Below are 14423 nucleotides of genomic sequence, written 5' to 3' on the forward strand. Positions count from 1 at the left end.
ACGCAGCAGGAGAGTTCCCCCATGCGCAACGAATCAATTCGCTACCTGATTGTGCCGGGCTGGCAAGGATCGCCGGAAGATCATTGGCAAAGCCACTGGCAGAACAGTCTGCCGAACAGCGCGCGGGTGGAGCAGGCCGATTGGCTGACGCCGCGTCGTGAAGATTGGGTCGCGGCGCTGGCCGAAGCGATAGCGGCCGACAGCACGCCGGTGATCTTGATTGCGCACAGTCTGGGCTGCATTACGGTCGCTCATTGGGCCGCCACTGCGCCGCTGCAATTTTTGCGTCAAGTTCGCGGTGCCTTGCTGGTCGCACCCGCGGATGTCGAGCGCCCGGCGTGCTCGCCGGCGCTGCGTAACTTCGCACCGATCCCAAGCCACTTGTTGCCCTTCCCGAGCCAGGTCGTCAGCTCCGACAACGACAGCGCCGTGAGTGCGCCGCGAGCCCTCGAACTGGCCCGCAACTGGGGTGCCGAGGCAGGGATTCTGGCGGATGCCGGACACATCAACGTGAAGTCCGGACACCAGCGCTGGGAGCAGGGTTTTGCCTATCTCTATCGCCTGCAAAACCGAATGGAACATCACGCCCTGCGTCGCGCTTGAACCCTTTTCTTTTTTAAAAACGCCTACCCGTCTCCCGGCGGTTTTGGGCGGGAGTCTGCCATGAGTTTTGAAGCTTTCGGTCAGCCACTGCTGACCTTTCCCGACGCAGAAAAAAGCCCCCTCAGCATTCGCGCCAAGGCGCTGGTGTTTGTCGATCCACGCTCCCGCCAATTGCGCCAGGAGCTGGAGCAACTGGCGCCGCGCTCGATCTCGGTGTTGATCCGTGGCGAGTCCGGCAGCGGCAAGGAATTGCTCGCCCGGCACATCCATCGTGCGAGTGATCGCGGCGGGTTGTTCGTCTCGGTCAATTGCGGTGCCATCAGCCCGACCTATGCGGATGCTGAGCTGTTCGGTTATGCCGCCGGCAGTTACAGCGGTGCGGCCAGCAGCCGCGCTGGCTGGTTCGGGTCGGCCAACGGCGGAACGCTCTATCTGGATGAAATCGGCGACTTGCCGCTGCCGATCCAGATCAAATTGCTCGCCGCCCTGGAAAACCACGAAGTCACCCGCGTTGGCTCGCCCCAGCCGAGCCCGGTGGATGTGCGCCTCGTCGCCGCCACCAGCATCGACCTGGCGCAAGCGGTGGCGGCTGGAAAATTTCACGAACGGCTTTATCACTACCTCAGCGAAGGCCAGCTTGAACTGCCTGCGTTGCGCGAGCGGGTCGGCGATATTCTGTCGCTGTCCGAGTATTTCCTCGGCATCTACAGCCAGCGCCTCGACCTGCCGGTGCCGGTGCCGCTGATCAGCGAGGCTGCGCAGGTTGTGCTGGAGCGGCACAGTTGGCCGGGCAACACCCGGGAGCTGGAAAACGTCATTCACTTCGCGCTGCTGGTCAGCACCGGCGACGAGATTTTGCCGGAGCATTTGAATCTGCCTGAAGTGCCTGTGTCGTTGGCGCAGATCGAGCAGCAGATCGCGCAGGTGAGCAAAAATGGCACGGCTGCAGAGCGTTCGATCCTAAAGGATTTACTCGAGAGCCTGAGCCGAACGCTGTAACCCCAGCGAGCTAGAGCTGTATGAACAAAATGGAATATCAAAGTGAATAAAAGATATTGTTCGGGAATAAAAAATCCCGGTATTGTCCGCTTCACGCCAGCGATAGCACTTCACTGGCACACGTACTAATTAGCCGTCGTCGATGACGACCGTGATATTCGATAAGGACACTGCATGAAAAAGGTTCTGTTGTTCACCGCACTGGCGGCTGCCCTGACTGCGGGCCTGGCCCAGGCTGGCGAGAAACTGGTGGTTGCGGCGACCCCTGTTCCACACGCCGAGATTCTTGAACTGATCAAGCCAACCCTCGCCAAAGAAGGCGTGGACCTGGAAATCAAAGTCTTCACCGACTACGTTCAACCCAACGTACAGGTCGATCAGAAGCGTCTGGACGCCAACTACTTCCAGACCCTGCCGTACCTGAAAAGCTTCAACGAAGGCAAAGGCACCAACCTGGTGACCGTGATCGGCGTTCACGTCGAACCGTTCGGCGGTTACTCGAAGAAAGTCAAATCCCTGGCTGAGCTGAAGGACGGCGCGACCATCGCCATCCCGAACGAAGGCAGCAACAGCGGCCGTGCCCTGATCCTGTTGCAGAAGGCTGGCCTGATCGAGTTGAAAGACCCGAAAAACGCCCTGGCGACCCCGAAAGACATCGCCAAGAACCCGCACAATTTCAAGTTCAAGGAACTGGAGTCCGCGATGTTGCCGCGTGTTCTGGATCAGGTTGACCTGGACATGATCAACACCAACTACGCGCTGGAAGCAGGCCTGAACCCGGCAAAAGACGCGCTGGTAATCGAAGGTGCCGATTCGCCTTACGTGAACTTCCTGGTGGCTCGTCCGGACAACAAGGACAGCGTTGCCATCCAGAAACTGGCCAAAGCCTTGACCAGCCCGGAAGTGAAAGCATTCATCGCCAAGAAGTACAGCGGCGCGGTACTGCCGGCGTTCTGATTCGCGAGGTAAACCCCTTCAAGGTTTCGAGCGCCGACGGCTAAAATAGCGTCGGCGTTTTTTGTGTGCGTACATTGATCGTTCCCACGCTCCGCGTGGGAATGCCTCTACGGACGCTCCGCGTTCGGCTTTAGATGTGACGCGGAGCGTCACGGGCTGCATTCCCACGCAGAGCGTGGGAACGATCTACATCTCTCAGGCCACCCTGGCCTCCAGCGCCCTGCGCAACGCCACCAACAATTTCACGATTTCTTGCGGATCCAGCCGCTGTGGCACTTTCACGTCAGCCATTTTTCTCTTCCTTGTGATGGTTCGGCCAGGGAGTCTGGCCAAAAGCTGTGCGTCCTTGGAGGGGCTTTTTGAAAAAAAGATCCCTCCTACAGCTGCAAGGAAAATAGTCGTCTTCCTTCGCCTGGGCAAATCCGGCGGATAGTTTTTTGCGTGATATCAATATGCTTTAACGGTATTTAAATTCTTCTTTTTATACCTTTAAAGTCGGTGCCTGCCGGGCGGTTATCCACTGCCCATGGACTGCACCACCGTCGCTTACCCCCGCGACGTCCAGGATGTTCAATGAACTTCGATTACGCTTTTATCCTCAGCACCTTGCCGGCGTTTCTCAAAGCCGTGGGCATGACGCTGCAGGTCGGTTTTATCGCCATCGGCACATCGCTGCTGGTCGCCCTGATCAACGCAACGATTCTGGTGTTTCGCACGCCCTACCTGCAGCGGCTGGTCGGACTCTATGTCGAGTTGGCGCGCAACACGCCGCTGCTCATCCAGCTGTTCTTCGTGTACTTCGCCTTGCCGGCGCTGGGCATCAAGGTCTCGGGGTTTGCTGCGGCGATCATCACCATGACGTTTCTTGGCGGCGCTTACCTGACCGAAGTACTGCGTGCCGGCGTAGACGCCGTGCCCCAGGCTCAACTCGAATCCGGCCGCTCCATCGGCTTGTCCCACGGGCAACTGCTGCGCTACGTGATCCTGCCGCAAGCCGGGATTCTCAGCCTGCCGTCGCTGTTCGCCAATTTCATCTTCCTGCTCAAGGAGACCACCGTGGTCTCGGCGGTGGCGGTGCCGGAGATTCTCTACACCACCAAAAGCTACATCGCGCTCTACTACAAAACCTACGAAATGCTCGCCGTGCTGACGCTGATTTGCGTGCTGTTGTTCTTGCCGCTGTCGCTGCTGCTCAGCCGTCTGGAAAGGAGGCTCCAGCATGGCCAGTTCGGGTCTTGAATTGCTCTGGGTGTCCTTGCCGCAACTGGGCAAGGGCGCGGCGCAAACCTTGTCGATTTCCTTCTTGAGCATCGCCATCAGCACTGTTGGCGGCGTGCTTTACGGCGTGTTGCGCACGCTCAACGTCAAATGGCTGAACGTGTTCTTGCGGGTCTACCTGGAATTGTTCCGGGCGATCCCGGTACTGGTGTGGCTGTACCTGCTGTTTTTTGGCTTGCCGATTTTTTTCGGCCTGAGCATTCCGAGCTTCTGGTGCGCAGTGCTGGTGCTGTCGCTATGGGGCGCCAGCGAGGTCGGCGAAGTGGTGCGTGGCGCGTTGCATTCGTTGCCGCGCGGGCAGCGTGAAGCGGGGTTGTCGATTGGTCTGGATGGCCCGCAACTCTACGGCTACGTGCTGCTGCCCCAGGCGCTGAAACGCATGACGCCGCCGACCATCAACGTCTACACGCGAATCATCAAGACCAGCTCTCTCGCGGTGCTGATCGGCGTGGTGGACGTGATCAAGGTCGGCCAGCAAATCATCGAACGCACCTATGAATCAGTACTGATCTACGGCGCGCTGTTCCTGTTTTTCTTTTTCATCTGCTACCCGCTGTCGGCCGCTTCGCGCGTGCTGGAGCGGCGCTGGACGCAAGCATGAGCGCATTGATCGAGTTCAAGGGTTTCAACAAGTTTTTCGGCGAGCAGCAAGTGCTGGACGGCATCGACCTGCACGTGAAGTCAGGCGAAGTGATCGTCATCCTCGGCCCCAGCGGCTGTGGCAAAAGCACCTTGCTGCGCTGCCTCAACGGTCTGGAAGTCGCGCACGGCGGCAGCCTGAATTTCGCCGGGCGCGAGCTGCTGGACAAGGGCACCGACTGGCGCGAAGTGCGACAGCAGATCGGCATGGTGTTCCAGAGTTATCACCTGTTTCCGCACATGAGCGTGCTCGACAACCTGCTGCTCGGCCCGGTCAAAGTGCAGAAACGCGAGCGCCGCGAAGCCCGGGATCAGGCCGAAGCCTTGCTGGCGCGTGTGGGCTTGCTGGACAAGCGCGACGCCTTCCCGCGTCAGCTCTCCGGTGGCCAGCAGCAACGCATCGCCATTGTCCGTTCGCTGTGCATGAACCCCAAGGTCATGCTCTTCGACGAAGTCACCGCCGCCCTTGATCCGGAAATGGTCAAGGAAGTGCTCGAAGTCATCCAAGGCCTGGCTCGCGAGGGCATGACCCTGCTGATCGTCACCCACGAAATGGCCTTTGCCCGCGCCGTGGCGGACCGAATTGTGTTCATGGATGCCGGGCGAATCCTCGAACAAAACCCACCCGAGATTTTCTTTACGAACCCGCAAACCGCACGAGCGCAGCAGTTCCTGGAGAAGTTCTCCTACGTCGCCGCTTTACCCAAAACGACTCAAACAAAGGAACTGGAACCGCTATGAAAACTGCCAAGACTTCACTGCTGCTACTCCCGCTGCTCGGCCTCGCTTTGCTGGCCGGTTGCAACAAAACCGATGAACCCGCCAAGCCTGCGGCCACCGCCAGCTACCTGGAAAAAATCAAGGCGCGGGACAAGCTGATCGTCGGCGTCTTCACCGACAAACCGCCGTTTGGCTTCGTCAATGAGGCCGGACGTTATGTGGGTTTCGATACCGACATCGGCCGTCAATTCGCCAAGGACCTGTTGGGCGACGAGAACAAAGTCGAGTTCGTTGCGGTGGAACCTGCCAGCCGGATTCCGTTCCTGCAAAGTGACAAGGTCGATCTGATCCTGGCCAACATGACCGTCACCCCGGAGCGCAAGGAAGCGGTGGAGTTCACCAACCCGAACCTCAAGGTCGCGGTGCAGGCACTGGTTCCGCAAGCCAGCACGGTGAAAAACCTCGATGACCTGGCGACTCGCACCACCATCGTGACCACCGGCACCACGGCCGACATCTGGCTGACCAAGAACCACCCGGACTGGAAACTGCTGAAGTTCGAGAAAAACTCCGAGTCTCTGCAAGCGCTGGCCAATGGGCGCGGCGACGCTTATGCACAGGACAATCTGGTGCTGTTCAGCTGGGCCAAGCAAAACCCTGGCTACCGCGTGCTGACCCAGACCCTGGGCGCAGAAGCACCGATCGCGCCGGCGGTGAAGAAGGGCAATATCGAACTGCGTGACTGGGTGAATGCCGAGTTGGCGAAACTGGGCGAGGAGAAGTACTTGCTGAAGCTTTACGACCAATACGTGCGTAAAGAGCTGAGCGATGACACCAAGCCAGAGAGCGTGATTGTCGAGGGTGGGAAGTGGCAGGGGTGAGACTCTAACTTTTTCATCGATCTTTCGGTCCTCATCGCGGGCAAGCCCGCTCCCACAGGATTTGGGTCTGGACACAGAATATATGTCCGCTGAAGATCATTGTGGGAGCGGGCTTGCCCGCGATTCGGTTTCTCAGGCGCCGACTAGTCCGGCCAATACCACGCCGGCTCATCCAGCAAGCGCTGCCCGACAATCCCGGTCTGACCCAATGTTTTCTCAAGCACAATGCAATTGCATTCCGGATCTTCCTGCAACGCCGAGATCAATCGCCGCGCATGGGAAACCACCCACACCTGGCACTGCTCCGACGCCCGGATAATCAACCGCGCCAACGCCGGCAACAGGTCCGGGTGCAAACTGGTTTCCGGCTCGTTGAGCACCATCAGCGACGGTGGACGAGGCGTCAGCAACGCCGCCACCAACAGCAAGTAACGCAAGGTCCCATCCGACAACTCGGCCGCCGACAACGGTCGCAACAGCCCTTCCTGGAAAAACTCAATCGCAAACCGCCCGCCCTGCAAAGGCGCGATATTCAGTCGTGCACCAGGGAACGCGTCACTGATCGCAGACTGCAACGCCTCGGGGTCGCCGATTTCACGAATCGTCTGCAACGCGGCGGCGAGGTCGCGACCATCGTGATGCAACACCGGCGTGCGAGTGCCCAGTTGTGGTTGGCGCACCGGTGCATCGGCATCGCTGCGAAAGTGATCGTAGAAACGCCAGCGGCGGATGAACTCACGCAATTGCATGACTTCCGGCGAGGTCCGGAAGCTGCCGACCTGATCGAACAGGCTGTCGAAATTCGGCGTGTGCTGGGCCAGCACGTCCCAGTCGCGACCGACCCGGGCGCGGATCATCGGGCCGTTACGTTCCACCATGAGACTGGCCGGGCGGTAAAACGGGCCGTTCCAGATGCATTCCTTTTTGATTTCCGGGTCCAGGGAAAACGCGGACAGGCTCGGCTCCGGCAAACCCAGCGCGATCGAATAGCTGAAATCCTCACCGGCAAACCCCAGGCGCAGGCGTTTGGCGCCGTGGCGCACGGTGGCCTCGATCGGGACTTCACCATTACGCATACGCCGGGTGATGGTTTCCGGCCCGGCCCAGAACGTCGAATCCAGCCCACCCTCACGGGCCAAGGCGTTGACGACGCCGCCCTGAGCGGTTTCCGCCAGCAGCCGCAACGCGCGGTAGAGGTTGGATTTGCCGCTGCCGTTGGGGCCGGTGATCAGGTTCAACCGGCCCAGCGGAATCACCAATTTATTGATCGAGCGGTAATTGGCCACCGCGAGGGTTTTGAGCATGGGAAGCTTCCTGCTGCAGAGGCTGCCAGTTTGCCTTATTGTCGAGAGCACTGTGATCCCTTGTAATTGGATGGACTCGCCCAAGCCGAGGCGTCAATGCGCCACGATGGCAGTCTAAACAGCCAACGACAGCGAGGGCGAGTCCATGAAAAAGCATACTTCGATTGATCAATCCCTGTCTTCTTCCGATTTGTCGGCCTGCACAACCGTGGCGGTCGATCTGGCCAAGCAGGTCTTTCAGGTCGCCGGTGAAGACGTCCTCGGCCAAGTGCACTACGAGCAACGGATCAAGTCGCGCGAGGCGTTTTATGAGTTTCTACGCCAGTTGCCGCCTCATGTCGTGGTTCTGATGGAGACCGGTCCGGGTGCTCAAGCCTGGGCCCGGCAGCTGCAAGACCAAGGCAATCTGGCGCGGATTCTTCCAGCCCGTTTGGTGGCCACACATCGTAGCGGGCCTAAAAATGATCGCAACGATGCGCTGGCGATTCTGCGCGCTGGTCGCGATGAAAAGATCTACGCAGTGCCGGTCAAAAGCGTTGCGGCGCTGGCAATGCAGGCGTTGCATCGCGCCCGCCAAGGCTATGTGCGTCGACGCACGGCGGTGAGCAATCAGATGCGCGGCCTGCTGCTCGAGCATGGCGTGGCCTTGGCGCAGGGCGATGTTGCGATCAGCCAGAAAATTCCGCGGGTACTGGAAGATGCCACCCAGCCGGTGCCGGGCCTGCTGCGTGAACTGATCGACGAACTGTTGGCCGAGTGGCACCATTTGGGCGAACGCATCAGCGTGCTGACGGGGCGCCTGGAAGTGGCCGCCAACGCCGACATGACGGCGAAGCGACTGATGACTGTGCGCGGCATCGGCCCAGTCACTGCCACGGCACTGGTGGCCAAGGAAACCAAGCCTGAGCGATTTCCCAATGCCCGCAAGTTTGCCGCGTACTTTGGCATGGTGCCTGACCAGCACAGCAGCGGGCAGACGGTCCGGCTGGGGGACATGACCAAGCGAGGCGATGTTTATTTACGCAGCCTGATGATCCAGGGAGCCCATGCGGTACTGCAACAACTACGACCTGATTCCCAGCAACCCGATGACCGCCGCTTGTTGCGCTGGATGAGCCGGCTGGGTCGTAAGGAGGCTGCGATCAGGCTAGCCAACCGCAACCTGCGAATCGTCTGGGTGCTTCTACAGAATGACCAGACTTATCGTCGCCAGGCGGGTGATGGCCAGCAAGCGACGATGAGCCACTGAGCGACAGAGTTCTGCCACCGAGGTACCAACTGTCCGACCCTTTGCTGAAAAACATTGACCCCAGGTAAGACCGGCGTGGATTGATGCCTTAGCTGCTACTGGCCTTCGAGGCCTGACTGTAATCGGCATACCACGAGCTCTTCCAATTTTGGCCAGAAGCCGAAGACGGCTTCCTCGAATAGGCCTAATACATAGATGCAACGGGGCGGCGGTTTTTCAAAAGCGGGTAGACAGTGGGGGCGAGTCCATACATAGCAGCTGGCGGAGCCTGCGTTCGGCTGCGCAGCAGTCGTAAAATCAGCGCACGCGGTGTATCAGGCGGACCGTGCAAGCCGGATTGACGACTGCTGCGCAGCCGAACGCAGGCTCCGCCAGCTGCTACAAGGATTACGGCGTGATCGGTTTATTTGAAACCGTCAGGTGCACCCGTGGAACCCTGTTCTAAGCTCACAGTCGTATCGCCATTGGCACGTCCGTACAACGCAAAGGAGTCTGCATGGCTGGTCCCGGATTGAAAATAGTGGTTGGCCTGAGCCTCCTTGCCCTGCTGACCGCGTGTGGTGATAAAAAACCGGTCGAGAAGGACCGTCCACGGGTGTTCGTCCAAGTGGTCAAACCCACGGATTACGCCGCCTCGGTGACGCTCACCGGCGATGTTCAGGCCCGGGTCCAGACCGAATTGTCATTCCGCGTGGGCGGCAAGATCATTCAGCGCATGGTCGATGTCGGTGACCGGGTGTCGGCCAAGCAAGTGCTGGCCAGACTCGATCCCAAGGACCTGCAGACCAACGTCGACTCGGCCCAGGCCCAGGTCGTCGCCGAGCAGGCCCGGGTCACGCAGACCGCCGCCGCGTTCGTTCGCCAGCAAAAACTCCTGCCCAAGGGCTACACCAGCCAAAGCGAATACGATTCCGCCCAAGCCGCGTTGCGCAGCAGTCAGAGCGCGTTGACCGCTGCCCAGGCGCAACTCGCCAACGCTCGCGATCAACTGCGCTACACCGCGTTGGTTGCCGATGCGCCGGGGGTGATTACTGCGCGTCAGGCCGAGGTCGGCCAGGTGGTGCAGGCGACAGTGCCGATTTTCAGCCTGGCGCGCGATGGCGAGCGCGACGCGGTGTTCAACGTCTACGAATCGCTGCTGACCGAGGCGCCGGAGGATAAAACCGTCGTGGTCAGTCTGCTCGACAACCCTGCGATCAAAACCACCGGCACCGTGCGGGAAGTCACCCCGGCGGTGTCCGCGCAGACCGGCACCGTGCAAGTCAAAGTCACCCTCGACGGTCTGCCGGAAGGCATGCAATTGGGCTCGGTGGTGAGCGCCACGGCAAAGACGCCGGGCAAATCCGCCGTGGAGTTGCCGTGGTCGGCGCTGACCAAAAACCTCAGCGATCCGGCGGTATGGCTGGTGGACGCTGAGGGCAAGGCGCAACTGCACACCATCACGGTCGGTCGTTACCTGATCGGCAAAGTGATCATCAGCGCCGGTCTGCAGGGTGGCGAAAAAGTCGTCATCGCGGGTGGCCAGTTACTGCACCCCGGCGTGAAAGTCGAAATCGCCGAAAACACCTACAAGGATTTAGCAGTGGAAGCCCAGCCATGAAGCGTCTGTTACTGGTGTGCACCGCGGTGATGCTGGCGGCCTGCTCGAAAGAAGAACCGCCGCCGGAGCCGGTACGCCCGGTGCTATCGGTCAAGGTCCAGGCGTTGGATGAGGAAAATCTCGGCCGCTTCGCCGGCAGCATCCAGGCCCGCTATGAAAGCAATACCGGGTTCCGCGTGCCGGGGCGCATCGCCAGCCGTAGCGTCGATGTCGGTGCCGAAGTAGAAAAGGGCGCGTTACTCGCCACGCTCGACCCCACCGATCAGCAGAACCAGTTGCGTTCCGCCCAGGGCAATCTGGCCAGCGTCCAGGCGCAACTCATCAACGCCCAGGCCAACGCCCGGCGCCAAAAGGAATTGTTCGATCGCGGCGTCGGCGCCCAGGCGCAACTCGACATCGCGCAGACCGACCTCAAAACCACCCAGGCCTCCCTCGATCAAGCGCAAGCGGCGGTCGATCAGGCCAAGGACCAGCTCAACTACGTCGAACTGCGCGCCGACCACAAAGCCGTGGTCACCGCGTGGAATGCCGAAGCCGGGCAAGTCGTCACCGCCGGCCAGCAAGTGGTGACCCTGGCGCAGCCGGACATCAAGGAAGCCGTGATCGACCTGCCGGACACCTTGGTCGATCAGTTGCCGACCGACGTCGTGTTTCAAGTCGCGGCGCAACTGGACCCGAGAATCACCACCACCGCCACCGTTCGGGAAATCGAGCCTCAGGCCCAGAGTGCGACCCGTACCCGTCGAGCCCGCCTGACCCTGACCGACACACCGCCCGGTTTTCGCCTGGGCACTGCGATCAGTGTGACTCTCAGCTCCGCGATCAAACCGCGCATCGAACTGCCCTTGAGTGCGCTTCAGGAGGTCGATGGCAAAACCCGCATCTGGGTCATCGATACGCAGACCCAGACCGTTGCCCCACGAGACGTCAATCTGGTCAGCCGCACGGACTCAACGATGATCCTGGCCAGTGGCGTGAAGTCCGGTGAGCGGGTGGTCAGTGCCGGTGTGAACAGCCTGAAACCCGGGCAAAAAGTGAAAATCGACGAGGACAGCCCACAATGAAAGGGAGTTTCAATTTATCCGAATGGGCCCTCAAGCATCAGTCATTTGTCTGGTATTTGATGTTCGTCGCGCTGCTGATGGGCGTGTTCTCGTACATGAACCTGGGTCGCGAGGAAGACCCGTCGTTCACCATCAAAACCATGGTCATCCAGACCCGCTGGCCGGGCGCGACCCAGGAAGAAACCCTCAAGCAGGTCACGGACCGCATCGAGAAGAAGCTCGAAGAACTCGACTCCCTCGACTACGTGAAAAGCTATACGCGGCCCGGCGAATCGACGGTGTTCGTCAACCTGCGTGATACCACCAGTGCCAAGGACATTCCGGAAATCTGGTACCAGGTGCGCAAGAAGATCAACGACATTCGCGGCGACTTCCCCCAAGGCCTGCAAGGGCCGGGGTTCAACGACGAATTCGGTGATGTGTTCGGTTCGGTCTACGCCTTTACCGCCGATGGCTTGTCGATGCGCCAGTTGCGCGATTACGTGGAACAGGTCCGTGCCGAAATTCGCGAAGTGCCGGGGCTGGGCAAGGTCGAGATGGTCGGTGAGCAGGACGAGGTCCTCTACCTGAATTTCTCCACCCGTAAACTGGCGGCGCTGGGCATCGATCAGCGCCAGGTGGTGCAGAGCCTGCAAACCCAGAACGCGGTGACCCCGGCCGGGGTGATCGAGGCCGGTCCCGAGCGCATTTCGGTGCGCACCTCGGGGCAGTTCGCTTCCGAGAAAGACCTGGCCAACGTCAACCTGCGGCTCAATGATCGCTTCTACCGCTTGGCCGACATCGCCGACATCAGCCGTGGCTACGTTGACCCGGCGACACCGGAGTTTCGCTACAACGGCCATCCGGGCATCGGCCTCGCCATCGCCATGAAGAAGGGCGGCAACATCCAGGAGTTCGGCAAGGCGTTGCACCAGCGCATGACCGACCTGACCGCGGACTTGCCGGTGGGCGTCGGTGTGTACACGGTTTCCGACCAGGCCGATGTGGTGGAAAAAGCCGTCGGCGGTTTCACCAGTGCCTTGTTCGAAGCGGTGGTGATCGTACTGATCGTCAGCTTCGTCAGCCTTGGTGTGCGTGCCGGGCTGGTGGTGGCGTGCTCGATCCCGCTGGTGCTGGCGATGGTTTTCATCTTCATGGAATACAGCGGCATTACCATGCAGCGGATCTCCCTCGGTGCGCTGATCATCGCCCTCGGCCTGCTGGTGGACGACGCAATGATTACCGTCGAGATGATGGTCACGCGCCTGGAAATGGGCGAGACCAAGGAGCAGGCGGCGACGTTTGCCTACACCTCGACCGCGTTCCCGATGCTCACCGGCACATTGGTGACCGTGGCCGGTTTCGTGCCCATCGGCTTGAACGCCAGCTCGGCGGGTGAGTACACCTTCACCCTGTTTGCGGTGATTGCCGTGGCGATGCTGGTGTCGTGGGTGGTCGCCGTGTTGTTCGCCCCGGTGATCGGCGTGCACATCCTCAGCGCCAACGTGAAGCCCCATGACGCCGAGCCGGGTCGCATCGGCCGTGCCTTCAATTTCGGCATGCTCTGGGCAATGCGCAACCGCTGGTGGGCCATCGGTATCACGATTGCGCTGTTCGTCGCGTCGGTGTTTTCCATGCAGTTCGTGCAGAACCAGTTCTTCCCGTCCTCGGACCGCCCGGAAATCCTCGTCGATCTGAACCTGCCGCAAAACGCCTCTATCGCCGAAACGCGCAAAGCGGTGGATAAGCTCGAAGCGACGCTCAAGGATGATCCGGACATCGTGCGCTGGAGCACTTACATCGGGGAGGGTGCGATCCGTTTCTACCTGCCCCTCGACCAGCAATTGCAGAACCCGTACTACGCGCAATTGGTGATCGTCAGCAAAGGCCTGGAATCGCGTGTCGCCCTCAGTCAGCGCTTGCGCGAGCGGCTGCGCAAAGATTTTGTCGGCATCGGCAGCTACGTTCAGGCCCTGGAAATGGGCCCGCCGGTGGGTCGCCCGATTCAGTACCGGGTCAGCGGCAAGGACATCGATCAGGTGCGCAAACACGCGATCGCCCTGGCCACCGAACTGGACAAGAACTCACACATCGGCGAGATCATTTACGACTGGAACGAACCGGGCAAAGTCCTGCGCATCGAGATCGCGCAGGACAAGGCGCGGCAATTGGGGTTGTCGTCAGAAGACGTGGCCAACCTGATGAACAGCATCGTGGTCGGCTCGCAGGTCACTCAGGTCGATGACGATATCTACCTGATCAATGTCGTGGGTCGTGCGGTGGACGCGGAACGCGGCACACCGGAAACCTTGCAGAACTTGCAGATCGTGACGCCGAGCGGCACCTCGATTCCGCTGCTGGCCTTCGCCACGGTGCGCTATGAACTGGAGCAACCGCTGGTCTGGCGCCGCGACCGCAAACCGACGATCACCATCAAGGCGGCGGTGCGCGATGAGATTCAGCCGACCGACCTGGTGAAACAGCTCAAGCCTGACATCGATAAATTCGCCGCCAGTTTGCCGGTGGGTTACTCGGTTGCCACGGGCGGTACGGTAGAAGAAAGCGGCAAGGCCCAGGGGCCGATTGCCAAGGTAGTGCCGTTGATGCTGTTTCTGATGGCGACCTTCCTGATGATCCAGTTGCACAGCGTGCAGAAGCTGTTCCTGGTGGCCAGCGTCGCGCCGCTCGGCTTGATTGGCGTGGTACTGGCGCTGATCCCGACGGGCACGCCGATGGGCTTTGTGGCGATCCTGGGGATTCTGGCGCTGATCGGCATCATCATCCGTAACTCGGTGATTCTGGTGACCCAGATCGATGCCTTGGAGAAAGAGGGCGTTGCACCTTGGGATGCCGTGGCGCAGGCCACGGAGCATCGGCGCCGGCCGATTCTGCTGACCGCTGCGGCGGCGAGCCTGGGGATGATTCCGATTGCCCGGGAAGTGTTCTGGGGGCCGATGGCGTACGCGATGATTGGCGGGATCATTATTGCGACGTTGCTGACGCTGCTGTTTTTGCCGGCGCTTTATGTCGCCTGGTACAAAATCCGCGAGCCGAAAAAAGAGGTGCAGTAAGGCGAGCGCTTGATCGTTCCCACGCTCTGCGTGGGAATGCAGCCAGTGACGCTCCGCGTCATAGCCGCAGGGACGCGGA

The 14423-nt window shown here is 60.4% G+C and carries 12 protein-coding genes; 11 read left to right on the forward strand and 1 reads right to left on the reverse strand.

Annotated features, from left to right (window positions below; translation table 11 throughout):
* Positions 1-21 precede the first annotated feature (21 nt).
* From ACYZT8_RS00650 to ACYZT8_RS00680, 7 genes are all read left to right on the forward strand, one after another.
* Complete coding sequence (locus ACYZT8_RS00650; protein ID WP_461978412.1) at positions 22-603, forward strand: alpha/beta hydrolase; 582 nt, start codon at positions 22-24, stop codon at positions 601-603.
* A gap of 60 nt (positions 604-663) precedes the next feature.
* Positions 664-1602 carry a sigma 54-interacting transcriptional regulator gene (locus ACYZT8_RS00655; RefSeq protein ID WP_461978414.1) on the forward strand — a complete coding sequence of 313 codons (939 nt, stop codon included), beginning with the start codon at positions 664-666 and terminating at the stop codon, positions 1600-1602.
* Between the two features lie 174 nt (positions 1603-1776).
* Entirely contained in the window at positions 1777-2559 is a 783-nt protein-coding gene (locus ACYZT8_RS00660; RefSeq protein ID WP_461978416.1) for a MetQ/NlpA family ABC transporter substrate-binding protein, read from the forward strand.
* A 573-nt stretch (positions 2560-3132) separates the two neighbouring features.
* Complete coding sequence (locus ACYZT8_RS00665; RefSeq protein ID WP_461978418.1) at positions 3133-3798, forward strand: amino acid ABC transporter permease; 666 nt, start codon at positions 3133-3135, stop codon at positions 3796-3798.
* Entirely contained in the window at positions 3779-4438 is a 660-nt protein-coding gene (locus ACYZT8_RS00670) for an amino acid ABC transporter permease (RefSeq protein ID WP_461978420.1), read from the forward strand. The genes ACYZT8_RS00665 and ACYZT8_RS00670 overlap by 20 nt, the downstream gene beginning before the upstream one ends.
* A complete protein-coding gene (locus tag ACYZT8_RS00675) occupies positions 4435-5217 on the forward strand; it encodes an amino acid ABC transporter ATP-binding protein (protein WP_461978422.1) in 783 nt (260 codons plus the stop codon). Before ACYZT8_RS00670 ends, ACYZT8_RS00675 begins: the two co-directional genes overlap by 4 nt.
* Positions 5214-6077: a transporter substrate-binding domain-containing protein gene (locus tag ACYZT8_RS00680; RefSeq protein WP_461978424.1), complete on the forward strand. Its 864-nt coding sequence runs from the start codon at positions 5214-5216 to the stop codon at positions 6075-6077. The genes ACYZT8_RS00675 and ACYZT8_RS00680 overlap by 4 nt, the downstream gene beginning before the upstream one ends.
* A 143-nt stretch (positions 6078-6220) precedes the next feature.
* Here the strand turns inward: ACYZT8_RS00680 and ACYZT8_RS00685 are convergent, their stop codons facing one another.
* A complete protein-coding gene (locus ACYZT8_RS00685) occupies positions 6221-7381 on the reverse strand; it encodes an AAA family ATPase (RefSeq protein WP_461978426.1) in 1161 nt (386 codons plus the stop codon).
* 190 nt (positions 7382-7571) lie between these two features.
* Between ACYZT8_RS00685 and ACYZT8_RS00690 the strand changes: the two genes are divergently transcribed.
* From ACYZT8_RS00690 to ACYZT8_RS00705, 4 genes are all read left to right on the forward strand, one after another.
* Complete coding sequence (locus tag ACYZT8_RS00690) at positions 7572-8630, forward strand: IS110 family RNA-guided transposase (RefSeq protein WP_461982331.1); 1059 nt, start codon at positions 7572-7574, stop codon at positions 8628-8630.
* Between the two features lie 496 nt (positions 8631-9126).
* Positions 9127-10230, forward strand: coding sequence for an efflux RND transporter periplasmic adaptor subunit (locus ACYZT8_RS00695; RefSeq protein ID WP_461978428.1), 1104 nt, complete (start codon positions 9127-9129; stop codon positions 10228-10230).
* Entirely contained in the window at positions 10227-11294 is a 1068-nt protein-coding gene (locus ACYZT8_RS00700; RefSeq protein WP_461978430.1) for an efflux RND transporter periplasmic adaptor subunit, read from the forward strand. Before ACYZT8_RS00695 ends, ACYZT8_RS00700 begins: the two co-directional genes overlap by 4 nt.
* Complete coding sequence (locus ACYZT8_RS00705; protein WP_461978432.1) at positions 11291-14344, forward strand: efflux RND transporter permease subunit; 3054 nt, start codon at positions 11291-11293, stop codon at positions 14342-14344. Before ACYZT8_RS00700 ends, ACYZT8_RS00705 begins: the two co-directional genes overlap by 4 nt.
* Positions 14345-14423: the final 79 nt, after the last annotated feature.

Source organism: Pseudomonas sp. LB3P93, from assembly GCF_054898025.1.

What these genes read in the sequence shown, in the direction of transcription:
- ACYZT8_RS00655 (WP_461978414.1), top strand. Translation starts at nt 664, where the DNA reads ATGAGTTTTGAAGCTTTCGGTCAGCCACTGCTGACCTTTCCCGACGCA.
- ACYZT8_RS00700 (WP_461978430.1), top strand. Translation starts at nt 10,227, where the DNA reads ATGAAGCGTCTGTTACTGGTGTGCACCGCGGTGATGCTGGCGGCCTGC.
- ACYZT8_RS00685 (WP_461978426.1), bottom strand. Translation starts at nt 7,381, where the DNA reads ATGCTCAAAACCCTCGCGGTGGCCAATTACCGCTCGATCAATAAATTG.
- ACYZT8_RS00650 (WP_461978412.1), top strand. Translation starts at nt 22, where the DNA reads ATGCGCAACGAATCAATTCGCTACCTGATTGTGCCGGGCTGGCAAGGA.
- ACYZT8_RS00675 (WP_461978422.1), top strand. Translation starts at nt 4,435, where the DNA reads ATGAGCGCATTGATCGAGTTCAAGGGTTTCAACAAGTTTTTCGGCGAG.
- ACYZT8_RS00660 (WP_461978416.1), top strand. Translation starts at nt 1,777, where the DNA reads ATGAAAAAGGTTCTGTTGTTCACCGCACTGGCGGCTGCCCTGACTGCG.
- ACYZT8_RS00680 (WP_461978424.1), top strand. Translation starts at nt 5,214, where the DNA reads ATGAAAACTGCCAAGACTTCACTGCTGCTACTCCCGCTGCTCGGCCTC.
- ACYZT8_RS00705 (WP_461978432.1), top strand. Translation starts at nt 11,291, where the DNA reads ATGAAAGGGAGTTTCAATTTATCCGAATGGGCCCTCAAGCATCAGTCA.
- ACYZT8_RS00670 (WP_461978420.1), top strand. Translation starts at nt 3,779, where the DNA reads ATGGCCAGTTCGGGTCTTGAATTGCTCTGGGTGTCCTTGCCGCAACTG.
- ACYZT8_RS00695 (WP_461978428.1), top strand. Translation starts at nt 9,127, where the DNA reads ATGGCTGGTCCCGGATTGAAAATAGTGGTTGGCCTGAGCCTCCTTGCC.
- ACYZT8_RS00665 (WP_461978418.1), top strand. Translation starts at nt 3,133, where the DNA reads ATGAACTTCGATTACGCTTTTATCCTCAGCACCTTGCCGGCGTTTCTC.